Genomic DNA, 14,621 nt, shown 5'->3' with positions numbered 1-14,621 from the left:
TTTTCCCTCCAATTACTCAGCAGATTGAGTTATTTAAGTGAGGAGACAATTTTGTTAATGTTATACCGAAACATCCCTTCGTATGTTCCTTCTTCTGTATCTTCTTCTCCCATTGCGTCAGAATATAATTCTCCTCCGATCTCAACCTCGTGCTCTCTTTTTGCAGCTCCTTCAATTACCGCATTAATGGCCCGTTCAGAAACACTGGATTCAATAAAAACAGCTTTAATATTTTGATCTTCGAGCAAATCAACAAGATTATTAACATCTCGAACACTATATTCCGCATCTGTACTTAATCCTTGCAATCCTTCTACTTTAAAATCATAAGCATCTCCAAAATAACCAAAAGCATCGTGAGCTGTTACTAACACCCTACTTTCTTCCGGTATGGAAGAAATTTTCTCTTTTGCAAAGGTATCCAGTTCATCAAGCATATAAATATACTCGCTTGCATGGTCCGTGTATAAGCTTTCATTTTCCTCATCCAACTCGATTAGGCCGTCTCGCACTCCTTCTACTGCATAGGTCCACCGCTTGGGATCAAACCAAAGGTGAGGATCTGTCGAAGAGCTTCCTTCTTCAGAAATCAGCTGATTTTCTGGTACATTTTCCGCCACGGCATAGGCAGGTGTTTTGTCATTAATTTCTTCAAAAATCTCTTGAAGATTTCCTTCTAAATTATGACCGTTATAAAAGACGATATCAGCATCGGCTAATTTTTTAATGTCTTGTTGAGAAGCTTGATAGAGATGAGGGTCGACACCGGGTCCCATCAGGGATTCAACTTCCACGTTCTCCCCGCCTATATTTTCAGCAATGTCTCCAATTTGAGCGGTAGTGGTGACAACTTTGACAGGGTTATCGGCGGATACATTTTGGTTAGTACCTTCCCCGCATGCACTCATGAAAAGTAAAGACAGCAAGGAACCAATAAAAATTAAAAACACTTTGTTCATTCTTAAGCCCCTCCCAGTTATAAATTTATTTACGTATGAATTTTTTTGAGGAAAGTTCACCTCTTGAAAAATCAATTTGACATATACATAAAAGTTGTTCAAAGGCAAAATTAAATATAAAAGAAAATACCAGTAAATGGCTGGACTTTTGATAAATGCCGGGTTTCATGAATAAGTGGATTCTTCAGCTGCATGGAGCCAGCAGAAGAAAAATGTACCACAGCTAACCTCACACCGATATTTAGTAAGGCATATGTTTTCTCTCATTTTATGTTTTATAAGCTGAATTAGTGCCCACTTTTCCTACATATTTGTTCAAGTGAATAAAAGTTTACCATAGGCAAAAAATAAAGCGAAAGAAAGAGCCAGTTTTAGCCTGGCACTAATAAGTTTCCCTAAGGAAAGAATAGATGAAAAAGTTAAAGACGTCAATCATTTTTATTTTAAATTGCGATTATTAGTAAAATATGTATCACTTTTAAAAAAAGTATCCATTTTTTTATACTATAGGAAAGTATAACTTGGTGACTTCTGCGTTGCGCACTCAACGCCAAAAACGCCACGTCCTGTACGCCGACGTTCGCGAACTTACCAGAAGTTCCTTTGGCTTAGGCGTTTCTTTAAAACGAGATAAGCCGAGTTTTTCTAACAATTAATTTCAATAAAAAGATTATAAAATCAAAGGGAAATAGGAAACGACTATCGAAAGTAATTAATGAGGGCAAAATGTCCCTTTTAGATACCTTCCGCTCAGCGGGAAAAGGGGGAGTCACAGAATGGATCGCGAACCTGTTCATTTATATCTTTCCCGCTATAAAGACCACATTAAATATTTGCGGGAAACAGGCCAGGAAACTCCAGGCTGGAGAGATTTAAGAGATGAGGAGCTTCCTGAGTTTTTAACTATCAAAGATTCATGGGTGGAAATTCAAGGGGACACTCCGGTACGAGATTATGAAAAAGAAGGTACATGGAAAAGGGGAAGCATGCTGCATATGCATATCGAATTGATGGATGGAACCCGGTTTGCCATGCACGGTTATTTTGTAGAGGAAAAAAACGATTGGTATCCTAATGAAAATCCAGTTATTCATAAAAGCAGAACATGTGGATTTTGCCAATCCATCATTGGTTTAGGGGGAGAAGGAAATGTAAAAGAAGAATTTTGCATGCTTCCGCTTCCCGAAAAGAAATTTTTATTTGAAGAAGTGTTACAAAAACATAAAAAAGAGCTGTATGAAACTTAAACCTTGGTTATTCCAAGGTTTCTTAATGGTACGATATAAAAATATACATATACTTTATGTTTAAAAGGAGAGGAAAAATGAAAATAGTTATCGCCCCTGACTCTTTTAAAGAAAGTATGACAGCATTAGAAGCGGCTCAAAGCATTGAAAAAGGGTTCAAGGAATACATAGGGGAAAACTTGACATCGGAAATAATTCCGATGGCAGACGGAGGAGAAGGAACGACCCGTTCAATGGCAGACGCCTTAAACGGTACAATCTACACAAAAACCGTGACGGGCCCCGATGGCAGCAAAGTAGAAGCTTCATATGCAATCCTTCATGATACAAATACAGCTGTGATGGAAATGGCGGAGGCTTCAGGGATTGGACTGACAGTTAAAGAAAAACGAAATCCTTTAAAAGCTACCACTTACGGCACTGGTGAACTTATTAAAGCTGCGCTTGATCAAGGGGTTGAAAAGATTATCCTTGGAATTGGAGGAAGTGCTACTAATGACGGAGGAGCCGGAATGGTCCAGGCACTCGGAGGTAAATTGCTGGACGGTAATAATAACGATTTAGAAGCTGGTGGAGAAGCACTGTCTCAATTAAGAAAAATAGATCTATCCGGATTAGATAAACGTTTAAAACATACAAACATAGTTACAGCTTGTGATGTCAACAATCCGCTTACAGGTCCAAATGGTGCCAGCGCTGTCTATGGCCCTCAAAAAGGAGCAGATGACAGGATGGTTAAAATTTTGGATGATGCTCTCCATCACTATGCAGAAGTCATTAAATCAGAGTTAGAAATGGATGTAGAAAACCTTCCAGGTGCTGGAGCTGCCGGCGGCCTCGGAGCTGGATTGACAGCGTTTTTAAACGCTTCACTGGAACCGGGAATCGATATTGTTTTAAAAGAAGCAAACTTTTATGAAAGAGTAAAAGGAGCAGATTTAATTATTACAGGAGAGGGAAAAATAGACCATCAAACGGTATTTGGAAAAACGCCGGTTGGAGTGGCAAAGGCATCAGCAGAAAGCACCAGTGCTCCGGTGATTGCATTGTGCGGCCAGTTGGGGGAAGGCTATGAAGCTGTGTTTTCTCATGGCATCACGGCAGCCTTTAGTATTATGCCGGGACCGGAAAGCGTGGAAACTGCCATGGCCAATGGAAAAGAATACATCTCTAAACTGGCCAGAAACATAGCAGCTGTAAGATTTCCAAATTTATAAGAAAAAGCCAAATCCTCTGTTATATTTGAGGATTTGGCTTTTCAGCTTATTAGCCTGGACAGGAGGCTTATAAGGTAAAAAAGTATGTAATTTTGTGCTTTTGATGTCTAGCTTCAGCGCCCAGTCTCTCGGAGACCCATGTGGAAGGAACTTCTGCTAAAGGCGTGAAATGAAGGATCTTCTGCGAATTTAGTAGAAATTCATTAACATTAGCCGAACGACATTAAAAAAAGGGAGCTTGTGCTTTTCTTCTTACAAAATAGGGGATAATAGATGCGAAATAGATTCTTTAAACCGAATCCATAGCGATCGGTCTTTATATTGAGCATAAGTCAATTCTCTTGAATGCTGCATATCCTGCTCAAAAATTAAGGCCAGCCTTTCTACTGTTGGTCTATGGTATAAAAAGGCATTCACTTCAAAATTCAGCCGGAAGCTTCGCACATCAATGTTAGCAGTTCCAACAGAACCGACTTTACCATCTACCACAATAGTTTTCGCATGAATAAATCCATTTTCATAAATAAAAACACGGGCTCCTGTTTTCAAAAGCTCGCCTATATGAGAAAAAGTAGCCCAGTAAACAAAAGGATGGTCCGGTTTGTTAGGTATCATAATACGGACATCTTTTCCAGATAATGCAGCAATTCGTAAGGCATCCATTAAGCTTTGATCCGGAATGAAATAAGGCGTTTGAATAAATACGGATTCATTAGCAGAGGTGATCATTTTGATATAGCCATTTTTAATCTGTTCCCATTCAGAATCAGGTCCGCTCGATACTATTTGGGCCGCCATATCCCCTACAGGCTCTGTCAAAGGGAAGTACCTTTCATCATAATGAATATAGTGATGGTGGGTAGCCTGGTTCCAGTCTAGAATAAATCTGGTTTGTACAGCTTTTACAACTTGGCCTTGCATCCGCAGGTGTGTATCTCTCCAATAACCAAACTTCGGATTAAGCCCCAAGTACTCATCCCCGACATTAAAACCTCCGACATATCCAATTTTTCCGTCTATAATAACTAATTTCCGATGGTTACGATAGTTTAAACGAAGGTTAATAAAAGGAATGCGTTTAGGGAAAAAAATTTCTACTTCTCCCCCTGCTTCTTTAAGGGATCGAAATACTTTTTTCGAAAGGCTTCTTGATCCCATTTCATCATACAGAACACGAACCTTGACGCCTTCTTTTGCTTTTTTTGTTAAAATGTATAACAGTCTAGAACCAAGATTATCATGGCGTAAAATATAGTATTGAAGGTGGATATGGTCCTTTGCATTTTCAATATCTTGGATCAGCTGCTCAAATTTTTCCTTTCCATCAGTAAAGAGATCTACATCATTATCTTGGGTCAGAAGGGCATCATTGTTAACAAGCTGCATGTAAATAAGATCTCTGTATTCACGGGAGTCCGGGTCGGAAAAATGAAAGCGCTGGTCCCGTAGAGATTCTATTTGTTCTTTTATCAGGTCTTCAATTCCAATCTTTTTAATGTCTTCCCAATCGAATAGCCTTTTTCTGCTCATGTTCTGCCCGAATATTAAGTACAATATAAATCCAAGAAAGGGTATGAAAAACAATACCATGAGCCATGCCCACGTTGAGGTGGCGTCTCTCCGTTCTAAGAAAATAATAATTCCGGCGAATATGAAGTTTAATAAAAACAGAAAACTAATTAAAATCGAATATACATCCATTTCGTTCCCTGCCTAACTGTCATAAAGAGCATTCATGACAAAAGTGTTTTTTCTTCCTAAAACAAAAAAATATCTGATTATCACAGTATAACAAAAAAAGGTATTTTTAGTCTTTTCATTTGCCAGCCTATCATTTGCTTAACAATATGGTATAAAATAAAAGGAGTTAAAATGTATAGAACATTACAAAAAGATGATATATTACTTCGCATGGAAAGGAGTTCGTCAGCTTGATGAACAGAGGATATCTGGGAGTGGACGTTGGAGGAACATTATCAAAAATCGTATATAACCTTGGTGGAAATTGGGGATATAAAAAAATTCCAACTTCTCAAATGAATGAAGTAAATAATTGGATTAATAACAATTTTACCAACCCCGCAATACATATTACCGGTGGTAAAGCTGGTTTGTTTTCAAAAAACTCGGCCTGGCCAGTTAAAAAAATTAATGAGTTTGAAGCTACTTGTGAAGGAGTAAAATGGCTGTTAGAAGAAAAGAATCTTCTCTCTCAGACAGGTTCTTGTTTTATGGTGACCAACGTTGGAACAGGCACTTCCATTCATTTTGTTCATGGAGATTCGTATGAGCGAATAGGTGGAAGCGGAATGGGCGGGGGTACGCTGCTTGGGTTATCTTATTTGTTAACAGGTGAAGACGATTATGATGCTATATTGACTCTTGGCCAAGCAGGCAGGGGTGAACGTTTAAATGTCACTGTTGGTGATATTTATTCCCATGAAGTGCCGCCTATTTCCGGAGATTTAACCGCTAGTAATTTTGGTAACGTTTCCCGAATGAAAAACGAGACTTTTTCGCAGGAAGATTATATTTCTGCTGTCGTTCGTATGATTGGAGAAACCATTACAACAATGAGTGTGCAAGCAGCAGAACGATTAAAAACAGATTCGGTCGTTTATATCGGATCAACTTTTTCTCATCATGATACGCTGAAAGATATTATAAAAGGCTACACAGAGTTAAGAGGAAAAAAAGCATTTTTCCTTGAGCATGGAGAATACAGCGGTGCGATAGGGGCACTTTTAAATAAAGGTTTAAAAAAAGCAGTTTTATAGAATTTAATGGAGTGTAAACATAGGTAAGGTTTTAAGGCAGGAGATGAAATTAATGAGTACGGAAGATTACAAACAAGTATTTTTAGAGTCCATTCATTCGCTTGAAAACATATCAAAATACCTGCAGCCCAAGATGCCTCTTTTAAGTGAGCTTCAATTAACCTCACGCCAGGAAACTATTATGATTTTATTCATTCGAAATGAAAATATTACTTTAAGCGAGATGTCAGAACGGCTGGGTATTTCAAAAAGTGCCATTAGTCAGGCGATGAACAAGCTTGAAAAAGAAAATTTACTTATACGGTCTATAAATGAACAAAACCGCAGAGAAATTACGATGACACTCGGTGAAACGGGAAAGGAACTAAAAAAACAATTTGAAGCTTTTGAAGCTTCTATCATTAAAGACTATATTTCCGAATTGGATTTAGAAGAATTAAAACAAGTAAGAGATGTCATTATAAAGTTAGAAGGGATAATACAAAAGGGAGAAGAAAACAATAAATAAATAATCGTATAAAGGTTGTCTCTGAAACAGGGGACAGCCTTTTTACATGACAGCCGATCTGTTTTTTTTGCAGTATTTTCGTGAATTCCCCTTCACCGCAAGGAGCTTGAACCCCGAGCAGGAGAAGACAGCAGAGCGGTAACCAGGGAAAGGCTTGAAGACCGAAGACGCAGAAAGAGAGGAAATACGGAAACCAAGCAAAACAGCTGGTCGTGATTTATTTCTCGACCGGCTGTTTTGCAATTCAAAGGTTCTAAATTGAAAATAAAGTGAACAATCTTTTTAACACTTGACGGTTTTTTTAATTTGAATTAAATTGTTAAATAGTTTAGTTTCTAAATAGTTATATTTAATAAATTATTTATAATAATAAAACTTGTATAGAAAGGCGAGAGGGGGACCGGGATGGAAAAAGAAGAAATTTTAAAATTCATAGATGATGCATTATTTGAATTATCTTTAAATATTCATGAAGAATTTGGAGGTATTTATCAAGATATACCAGAGCGGTACCGTTCAGTTTTAATTCTTACTTCTAAATATAAAACGCTGTATGTAAAAGATCTCTCCGACTTGCTTCATATTTCTCCTAGTTCAGTTAGCCAGTTGTTATCTAAAATGGAGAAAGAATGCTACATTATACGGGAGCTGGATCCGGGAAAAAGGAGGCAGACTTTTGTGAAGCTAGGAGTGGAAGGAAAGAAGGTTCTTGAAAGAATGACAGAAACACGCAATAAAATTTCTTCAAAATATCTCATTAAATTATCTTATGAAGATCTCGTTTCTTTTCACCAAGTCGCATTGAAAATAAAAAAGATAGTAGAGTCAGAAAGGGAGGCAGCTGAATGAAGCTCACTAATTTGTCGATAAGGCGGCCAAAGTTAACGATAGTAGGGATGATATTATTTATTCTATTAGGTGGAGTTTCTTTAACTAATCTGCCTCTTCAGTTGTTTCCTGAAATAAATCCGCCGGTGGGTGCTGTAGTGACGAGCTATCCCGGAGCGAGCCCCGAAGAAGTTGAAGATAAAGTTACTGAACCTTTAGAAGAAGAGCTTTCTACACTGGCAGGGCTTAATAATATGACATCCACTTCTGAAGAAGGGATGACTCTTGTTTTACTTGAATTTTCTTGGGATTCGACGATTGATGACGTGGAACAAGATATTATCACAGCAATGAATCAGGCATCACTTCCAGATGACGCGAATGATCCGAGCTTTCTGAAGTTTGACCCGTCTATGATGGGAATGGCTCAAATGGCTATTACTTCAGATGACCAAGACATTAAAGATTTTCAAGGGGATGTAGAGCACTTTCAATCAGAACTTGAAAGAATAGATGGAATAGCAAATGTTGATACGTCCGGGGGAGTTACTGAACAATTTGAAATAAACCTGGACCAAGAAGAACTAGAAAGCAATCAATTGTCACAAGAGGATATTGTGAATGTTGTTCAGTCTCATGATATTACACTTCCCGGCGGTACCATTGAAACCGGAGATCGAAGCTTGAGCACGCGTGTACTAAATACATTAGCAGGGGAAGAAGATTTAGGAGAGCTTGTAGTTGGTGCAGACCCTGCAAATGGGGAAGAACTGCTTTTATCCGATGTAGCAGATATTGAATTAACGACAGAAGAGCAAACCGCAATTACGAGAGCTGATCAGGAGCCTGCTTTGCAGATGACTGTCATGAAAGAGACAGATGCTAATACTGCACAGGTTTCGAAAGCTTTTAACGAAGAAATGGAGTCTTTACTTGACGAAGACGAATATGATGAGCTGACGGCGGTATCTTTTTATGATGAAGGAGAGTTTATTCAAGAATCTATAGACAGCGTATCTATGGCATTAATCCTTGGCGGTGTATTTGCTATGGTAGTCCTGTTTTTCTTCTTGAGAAACTTGAAAACACCGCTTATTATAGGAATTGCCATACCTTTTTCGGTTATTGTTACATTTGGTTTCTTATTATTTACTGATGTAAGCTTAAATCTAATGACATTGGGTGGTTTAGCCCTGGGGATCGGGATGCTTGTCGATAACGCTATTGTGGTTATTGAAAACATATACCGGCATTTATCCATGGGTAAAACATCCAGGCAGGCCGCAGCTGAAGGAACAAAAGAAGTCGGAGGAGCTATTACTGCGTCCACGTTGACAACGGTGTCTGTCTTCCTGCCTATTGTATTTATCAGTGGAATTGTCGGCAATATCTTTACTGAATTTGCACTTGCTGTGGCATTTAGTCTGCTTGCTTCTTTGCTGGTGGCTTTAACAGTGGTGCCAATGATGTCGAGCCGAATGCTTACCCCTCCCGATGAAGACAAAGAGAGAAAAAGACAGAATTCCGGCTTTATAAAGGGATTAGAACGCTCGATAACATGGGTATTAGGGCATCGATTTGTTACTTTATTTATTACATTCCTTTTATTGGCTGGCGGTGGTGCCGGTCTGGCAACGACAGGGATTAACTTTCTACCCGCCACAGATGACGGCTATTTTACTGTAGACATTGAAATGGAACATGGCACGAGTCTGGACAGAACAACAGAAACTGTAGAAGAAATTGAAGATATATTAGATGATGAATCGGTAGTAGCAGATTATATGTCCGTAATAGGCTCTTCTGAAGATTCAGCAGGAATGGGTGGGCCATCAGGATCCCATGAAGCTCAAATGTTTGTAACGATGACCGATTTAGAGGAAAGAGACCAAAGTACAATAGATTTTGTTGAAGAAATCGAGAGTGAAGTGACAGGAGCAGATGATGAAGCTGATATTTCCCTAACTACACAGGCAGCAGTCGGCGGAGGTGAAGCGAATACAATTGTTTTCTCCGTAAGTGATAACAATACGGAGGCTTTAGATGAAGCAGTGACTGCAATAGAAGAAGATTTAAATGACGAAGATGAGGTCAGGGAAGTTGAAACCTCAGCAGATGAAAGAGCTCCTGAAATGCAAGTACGGGTGGATCAGGATGCCGCCCGGGATTATGGTCTTGTCCCAGCTCAAATTGCAGATACGGTGCATAATATTACACGAGGGGAAACGGCAACATCTATACAAACAGACAGTAATGAAAATTACGATGTGATTGTAAAGTATTCGGAAGATTCCCTTGAAAATCAGGAAGACCTGGAAAACCTGCTTATCCCTAATGATGAGGGAGAGTATATTCCTCTTGATGACTTGGCTGTTATAGAGGAAGGAGAAGGGCCGGCGGTTATTAACCGGCTGGACCAGGAGCGAAGTGTAGAATTTACTGTAACTTACAGTAGCGATACGAATCTGAACGATATGTCTTTATTAGTTGAAGATATTATTGAGGATGCTGATTTAGCAGATAGCACCAGTTATGCTTTTTCTGGGGAACAAGAACTTCTGAATGATGCGATTGAGAGCCTTGTATTCGCGTTTTTGCTTGCGTTATTGTTCATCTACCTGGTGATGGCAGGACAATTTGAATCCTTTAAATATCCGTTTGTTGTGATGTTTAGTGTACCGCTTGTAGTAATAGGGGTGATGCTGGCACTTACTATTACGCAGACGCCGCTGAGTGTTACAGTCTTTATCGGCCTGATTGTCCTGGCAGGTATTGTGGTCAATAATGCTATCGTGCTGGTTGATTATATCAATCAAATGAAAGAAAAAGGAATGCCTGCAAGAGAAGCAATCATTGAAGGTGTCAAACAGCGAACCCGTCCAATTTTAATGACAGCTGTTACCACCATATTAGGTGTTGTTCCACTGGCGCTGGGTATTGGAGAAGGGACAGAAATTCAACAGCCGATGGGGATTGCTGTGATAGGCGGACTCATCAGCAGTACATTCCTTACATTGTTTGTCATACCGGTGGTTTACAGTTTCTTTGATAAAGACACAAGAACGATGAATAAAAAATACGTCACGCCTGAAGGCAGGGTTGTTTATTCTTACGAGCTTAACCGGTATTATCAAGAAAGTGCTGCGGAGGAAGAAAATAATACGGCGCTTCCGGAACGAACGGAAAATGAGTCGCAGGCTTCAAGAGAGGTACGAAGCAAAGAGCAAGAAGAACATTTGTCAAAAGACGATATTATTTACTTGCTTGAACGTATTCTTCAGCAATCAAAAGGGGAGTCCAAAAATATAGAGCAGCAAAGAAAAGAAGATAGTGACCGAAATAACGAGTAAAAGCACTTATTTGACACTGCTGTTAGTGTCAAGTAACATGGAATTAACTTAAAACAATAATCCACTAGGGGCGCTTTGGAAGCTGAGATGATGCATTGAATGCATCGGTCCCTTCGAACCTGATATGGTTAATGCCATCGTAGGAAAGTGGAGCGAAGATATACGATAAATGATGTCGACCGCTCTCTTTCGGAGAGCGGTTTTTTTAATTATAGGAGGTAATATATATGGGGAAAGTACCAAGTGCATTATCCATTGCTGGGACGGATCCAACGGGCGGAGCGGGTATTCATGCCGATTTAAAGACCTTTCAGGAACGTAAAGCATACGGAATGGCGGTCGTCACTTCAGTCGTAGCTCAAAACACAAAAGGCGTTCAGGATGTTTGGCATGTCCCCCTCGATATGGTAGAAAAACAAATTAAAGCTGTACTAGAAGATATTCGTCCAGATGCAGTGAAAACAGGCATGATCGCTACACCAGAAATGATTGAAAAAGTGGCTGAACTGTTAGAGAGACAAGATCTTCCATTAGTTGTAGACCCTGTTATGGTAGCAACAAGTGGTGACTCCTTAATGGAACAGGAATCTACAGAACTTATGAAAAAACGGCTGTTCCCGCTTGCCCGCGTTATTACACCGAATATTGCAGAAGCCGAAACGTTGACAGCAATGTCTATAAAAACTCAGGAAGAGGCTGAACAAGCAGCGAAAATGCTAGTGGATGAAATGGGTGCGGAAGCTGCTTTGGTAAAAGGCGGACATTTAACAGGAGACGCTACCGATATTCTATATTGCAACGGGAAAATTGAATATTTAACTGCTCAGCGCACTGATACAAATCATACCCATGGTACAGGCTGCAGTCTATCAGCTTCTATTGCCGCTGAACTCGCAAGAGGAAATGATATTAAAGATGCAGTGTCAAAAAGTAAAATCTTTATTTCTCAAGCTATTCATCATACGTTGGGTATAGGCAAAGGGGATGGGCCGGTAAACCATTGGGCTTCTCGATTAGATAAAAATGATATTTTAGTGTAAGGAGGAGCTTTTATGAGAAGTAAAGAGGTAAGTAAGCTTTTAGAACAAGTTAGAGAGCAAAAACCGTTAATTCATAATATTACCAATGTAGTGGTTACGAATTTTACTGCAAACGGAATTTTGTCTATGGGTGCGTCTCCTGTGATGGCAAATGCTGTGCAGGAAGCAGCTGATATGGCTTCGGCAGCGGACGCGCTCGTATTGAACATCGGGACATTAAATGAGGGCCAGGTCGAATCGATGATGCTGGCCGGAAAGCAAGCAAATGAAAAAGGAATTCCAGTGGTGCTTGACCCTGTAGGAGCTGGAGCAACAACGTATAGAACAGAAACAGCCCGTAATCTTCTCGAGCAACTAAATATTACGTTATTGCGAGGGAATGAAGCAGAAGTTTCAGCGATAGCAGGGCTGGACAGTGATATACGTGGAGTAGATGCTTCAGGCAGAGAAAGGGACCTTGGAGCCATCGCAGGTCATGCTGCCAAGACATTAAATATTCCAGTAGCTGTTACGGGAGCAAAAGATGCTGTAACAGATGGAACTAATCTATATACGATTTACAATGGCCATTCCATGCTGACAAAAATAACAGGAACCGGGTGTCTTGCCAGTGCAGTTACAGCGGCTTTTCTTACTGTATCAGGAAGTGTTGCAGAAGGGGCAGCCGCAGCATTAGGTTATTATGGAGTTGCAGCAGAAAGAGCAGAAGGATTTGCTTCAATGGAAGGCCCCGGCACCTTTCAAATGGAGTTGCTTAACGCTCTTTACCACTCAGGCGAAATGGATTTTAAACAACAATTGCATATTGAAAAAGAAGTATTAGACCGGGGAGGATCTGGAAATGAATAAAGAAGATCTTTTACTGTATTTTATTATGGGAAGCAATAACACTTCAGGCCATCCTTCTGAGGTCTTAGAAAAAGCAATCAAAGGCGGAATTACATGCTTTCAGTTTCGTGAAAAAGGAGTGGGAGCGTTAGAAGGTAAGGAAAAAGAAAAGCTGGGCAGAGAACTTCAATCTATTTGCAAAAACCATCAAATTCCGTTCATCGTAAATGATGATACAGAACTCGCTATCTTATTAGAAGCAGATGGTATCCATGTTGGGCAAGATGATGAGCCAGTAGAGGATATTAAAAAGAAATGTCCTTCTTCTATGATCATTGGTGTGTCTGCCAAAACGTTAAAAGAAGCAAAAGAGGCTGAACGCCAAGGAGCGGACTATATTGGAACGGGACCAATGTTTGCAACATCTACAAAAGAAGACGCAGAAGCCCCGATTGGCTCCCAAGGAATACAGACATTGCGAAAACAGGGGATAAAGCTCCCGATTGTAGGGATAGGTGGTATTAATAAGAGCAATGCCAAAGAAGTCATCGATGCAGGTGCAGAAGGGGTTTCCTTGATTTCTGCTATTAGCCAAGCATCAGATCCAGAAAAAGCAGCTAGTGAATTAAAAAACCGGTTAACCTGAAAATTCAGTTCAGGATGACCGGTCTTTTAATGATTAATGAAAAGAAACAACGGTCTGGTTTTGGCTGCTTTTTTCAGCCAGTTCCAGTACTTTAATAACGCGGGCTGCTTCATGTGCGGTAACGGGAGATGAATACCCTTCTAAAACAGCATCACGAAATTTGATATAGTATTGTTCATATGCACCTTTTACACTTGGTATATTTTTATTCTCGCTTTCATTTGTTAAGATGGCTTGATTATCTTTTGAGTCCTCTCCCCAACCTTGATCTCCAGGTTTCCCCCCATTTTTTAACATGCTTTCTTGGGAATCCAGTCCATATTTCACAAAGCTCCCTTTTGTGCCGTGAACAATGTAACGTGGACTGTCACCAATTGCCATGGATCCTGAACGGAGAATTACACGTCTATTTGGATAACCTAAAATAACATGAAAATAGTCTGCTATTTTTCCGCCTTTACGCTGCACCTGAATATCTCCGAAAATCGTATCAGGTTCTCCAAATAATACAAGAGCCTGATCTACCAGGTGGGAACCAAGGTCATGCCAGTTTCCTGAACCAGGGAGATTCTGTTCTCTCCATCTATCTCTAACTTCGGGGCGGTAACGGTTCCAGACTGCTTCATATGTATGAACACTGCCGAGTTCTCCCTTTTCCATACAATCTTTCAAAGTTAAAAAATCATTATCCCAGCGCCGATTATGATAAACACTTAGAAGAAGTCCTTTTTTCTCAGCAATAGAGATCAATTCTTCTGCTTCCTGGAGTCTGGGAACAAAAGGTTTTTCCAATACAACATGCTTCTGATGTTCCAGCGCTTCTTTAGCGAATGGATAGTGAGTTGTATTCGGAGTAGTTATAATCACAGCATCAATTTCAGAATGTCGGCAAACGTCTTCTGCGTTGTTAAAAACTTCTGCATTTGGAAGGTGATTTCTTACTTTTTCTGGATTAGAAGAAGCAACGTGTGTGATTTCTATATTTTTCACAGTATCAATTACCGGGGCATGAAAGGTAGCGCCAGAAAAACCAAAACCTATCAAACCTGCTCTTACATAAGACATACGAATCACTCCTTGCATGTTTCACACATTTATCTCTTGAATTAAAAGTTCGTGAACTTATTTGTTATTCCCTGCCATGTCTAAATATGTATACAAAAAGTATGTTATGTTTCCTTCCTAAAGTGTAGCCCCCCTTTTGAAAATTAGAAACAATGA

The 14,621-nt window shown here is 39.7% G+C and carries 12 protein-coding genes and 1 riboswitch; of the genes, 9 read left to right on the top strand and 3 right to left on the bottom strand.

Going from position 1 to position 14,621, the window contains the following annotated elements; all coding sequences use genetic code 11:
* Positions 1 to 29 precede the first annotated feature (29 nt).
* Positions 30 to 959, bottom strand: coding sequence for a metal ABC transporter solute-binding protein, Zn/Mn family (locus tag ACE1TI_RS11500; protein WP_375007713.1), 930 nt, complete (start codon positions 957 to 959; stop codon positions 30 to 32).
* 776 nt (positions 960 to 1,735) lie between these two features.
* On the opposite strand from ACE1TI_RS11500, the gene ACE1TI_RS11495 reads away from it, so the two are divergent.
* Complete coding sequence (locus ACE1TI_RS11495) at positions 1,736 to 2,206, top strand: hypothetical protein (protein WP_375007712.1); 471 nt, start codon at positions 1,736 to 1,738, stop codon at positions 2,204 to 2,206.
* 77 nt (positions 2,207 to 2,283) lie between these two features.
* A complete protein-coding gene (locus tag ACE1TI_RS11490) occupies positions 2,284 to 3,423 on the top strand; it encodes a glycerate kinase family protein (protein ID WP_375007711.1) in 1,140 nt (379 codons plus the stop codon).
* Between the two features lie 252 nt (positions 3,424 to 3,675).
* On the opposite strand, the gene cls is transcribed toward ACE1TI_RS11490, so the two are convergent.
* Positions 3,676 to 5,124 carry a cardiolipin synthase gene (gene cls, locus ACE1TI_RS11485; protein WP_375007710.1) on the bottom strand — a complete coding sequence of 483 codons (1,449 nt, stop codon included), beginning with the start codon at positions 5,122 to 5,124 and terminating at the stop codon, positions 3,676 to 3,678.
* Between the two features lie 233 nt (positions 5,125 to 5,357).
* Here cls and coaW point away from each other — a divergent pair, with 233 nt between their 5' ends.
* From coaW to thiE, 7 genes are all read left to right on the top strand, one after another.
* On the top strand, positions 5,358 to 6,200 hold the full coding sequence (coaW, locus tag ACE1TI_RS11480) for a type II pantothenate kinase (protein ID WP_375007772.1): 843 nt from the start codon (positions 5,358 to 5,360) through the stop codon (positions 6,198 to 6,200).
* A 52-nt stretch (positions 6,201 to 6,252) separates the two neighbouring features.
* On the top strand, positions 6,253 to 6,708 hold the full coding sequence (locus tag ACE1TI_RS11475; protein ID WP_375007709.1) for a MarR family winged helix-turn-helix transcriptional regulator: 456 nt from the start codon (positions 6,253 to 6,255) through the stop codon (positions 6,706 to 6,708).
* 405 nt (positions 6,709 to 7,113) lie between these two features.
* Entirely contained in the window at positions 7,114 to 7,557 is a 444-nt protein-coding gene (locus tag ACE1TI_RS11470; protein WP_375007708.1) for a MarR family winged helix-turn-helix transcriptional regulator, read from the top strand.
* Positions 7,554 to 10,886, top strand: coding sequence for an efflux RND transporter permease subunit (locus tag ACE1TI_RS11465; RefSeq protein ID WP_375007707.1), 3,333 nt, complete (start codon positions 7,554 to 7,556; stop codon positions 10,884 to 10,886). Before ACE1TI_RS11470 ends, ACE1TI_RS11465 begins: the two co-directional genes overlap by 4 nt.
* Positions 10,887 to 10,942: 56 nt before the next feature.
* A riboswitch (TPP riboswitch) is annotated at positions 10,943 to 11,049 on the top strand.
* A gap of 64 nt (positions 11,050 to 11,113) precedes the next feature.
* Positions 11,114 to 11,926 (top strand): bifunctional hydroxymethylpyrimidine kinase/phosphomethylpyrimidine kinase, encoded by an 813-nt coding sequence (gene thiD / locus ACE1TI_RS11460; protein ID WP_375007706.1) that lies wholly within the window; start codon positions 11,114 to 11,116, stop codon positions 11,924 to 11,926.
* 12 nt (positions 11,927 to 11,938) lie between these two features.
* Positions 11,939 to 12,775, top strand: a complete 837-nt coding sequence (gene thiM, locus ACE1TI_RS11455; RefSeq protein ID WP_375007705.1) for a hydroxyethylthiazole kinase — start codon at positions 11,939 to 11,941, stop codon at positions 12,773 to 12,775.
* Positions 12,768 to 13,400, top strand: a complete 633-nt coding sequence (gene thiE / locus ACE1TI_RS11450) for a thiamine phosphate synthase (RefSeq protein WP_375007704.1) — start codon at positions 12,768 to 12,770, stop codon at positions 13,398 to 13,400. Before thiM ends, thiE begins: the two co-directional genes overlap by 8 nt.
* 33 nt (positions 13,401 to 13,433) lie before the next feature.
* Here the strand turns inward: thiE and ACE1TI_RS11445 are convergent, their stop codons facing one another.
* Complete coding sequence (locus ACE1TI_RS11445; RefSeq protein ID WP_375007703.1) at positions 13,434 to 14,465, bottom strand: oxidoreductase; 1,032 nt, start codon at positions 14,463 to 14,465, stop codon at positions 13,434 to 13,436.
* Positions 14,466 to 14,621 lie beyond the last annotated feature (156 nt).

The organism is Alteribacillus sp. JSM 102045 (assembly GCF_041949975.1).
Taxonomy (GTDB): domain Bacteria; phylum Bacillota; class Bacilli; order Bacillales; family Marinococcaceae; genus Alteribacillus.
This window is presented reverse-complemented; position numbering and strand designations above follow the sequence as displayed.

Excerpts from the sequence above, each read along its gene's own strand:
- ACE1TI_RS11470 (WP_375007708.1), top strand. The coding sequence starts at position 7,114 with ATGGAAAAAGAAGAAATTTTAAAATTCATAGATGATGCATTATTTGAA.
- thiE (WP_375007704.1), top strand. The coding sequence starts at position 12,768 with ATGAATAAAGAAGATCTTTTACTGTATTTTATTATGGGAAGCAATAAC.
- ACE1TI_RS11495 (WP_375007712.1), top strand. The coding sequence starts at position 1,736 with ATGGATCGCGAACCTGTTCATTTATATCTTTCCCGCTATAAAGACCAC.
- ACE1TI_RS11445 (WP_375007703.1), bottom strand. The coding sequence starts at position 14,465 with ATGTCTTATGTAAGAGCAGGTTTGATAGGTTTTGGTTTTTCTGGCGCT.
- thiD (WP_375007706.1), top strand. The coding sequence starts at position 11,114 with ATGGGGAAAGTACCAAGTGCATTATCCATTGCTGGGACGGATCCAACG.
- ACE1TI_RS11500 (WP_375007713.1), bottom strand. The coding sequence starts at position 959 with ATGAACAAAGTGTTTTTAATTTTTATTGGTTCCTTGCTGTCTTTACTT.
- ACE1TI_RS11490 (WP_375007711.1), top strand. The coding sequence starts at position 2,284 with ATGAAAATAGTTATCGCCCCTGACTCTTTTAAAGAAAGTATGACAGCA.
- ACE1TI_RS11475 (WP_375007709.1), top strand. The coding sequence starts at position 6,253 with ATGAGTACGGAAGATTACAAACAAGTATTTTTAGAGTCCATTCATTCG.
- ACE1TI_RS11465 (WP_375007707.1), top strand. The coding sequence starts at position 7,554 with ATGAAGCTCACTAATTTGTCGATAAGGCGGCCAAAGTTAACGATAGTA.
- thiM (WP_375007705.1), top strand. The coding sequence starts at position 11,939 with ATGAGAAGTAAAGAGGTAAGTAAGCTTTTAGAACAAGTTAGAGAGCAA.
- coaW (WP_375007772.1), top strand. The coding sequence starts at position 5,358 with ATGAACAGAGGATATCTGGGAGTGGACGTTGGAGGAACATTATCAAAA.
- cls (WP_375007710.1), bottom strand. The coding sequence starts at position 5,124 with ATGGATGTATATTCGATTTTAATTAGTTTTCTGTTTTTATTAAACTTC.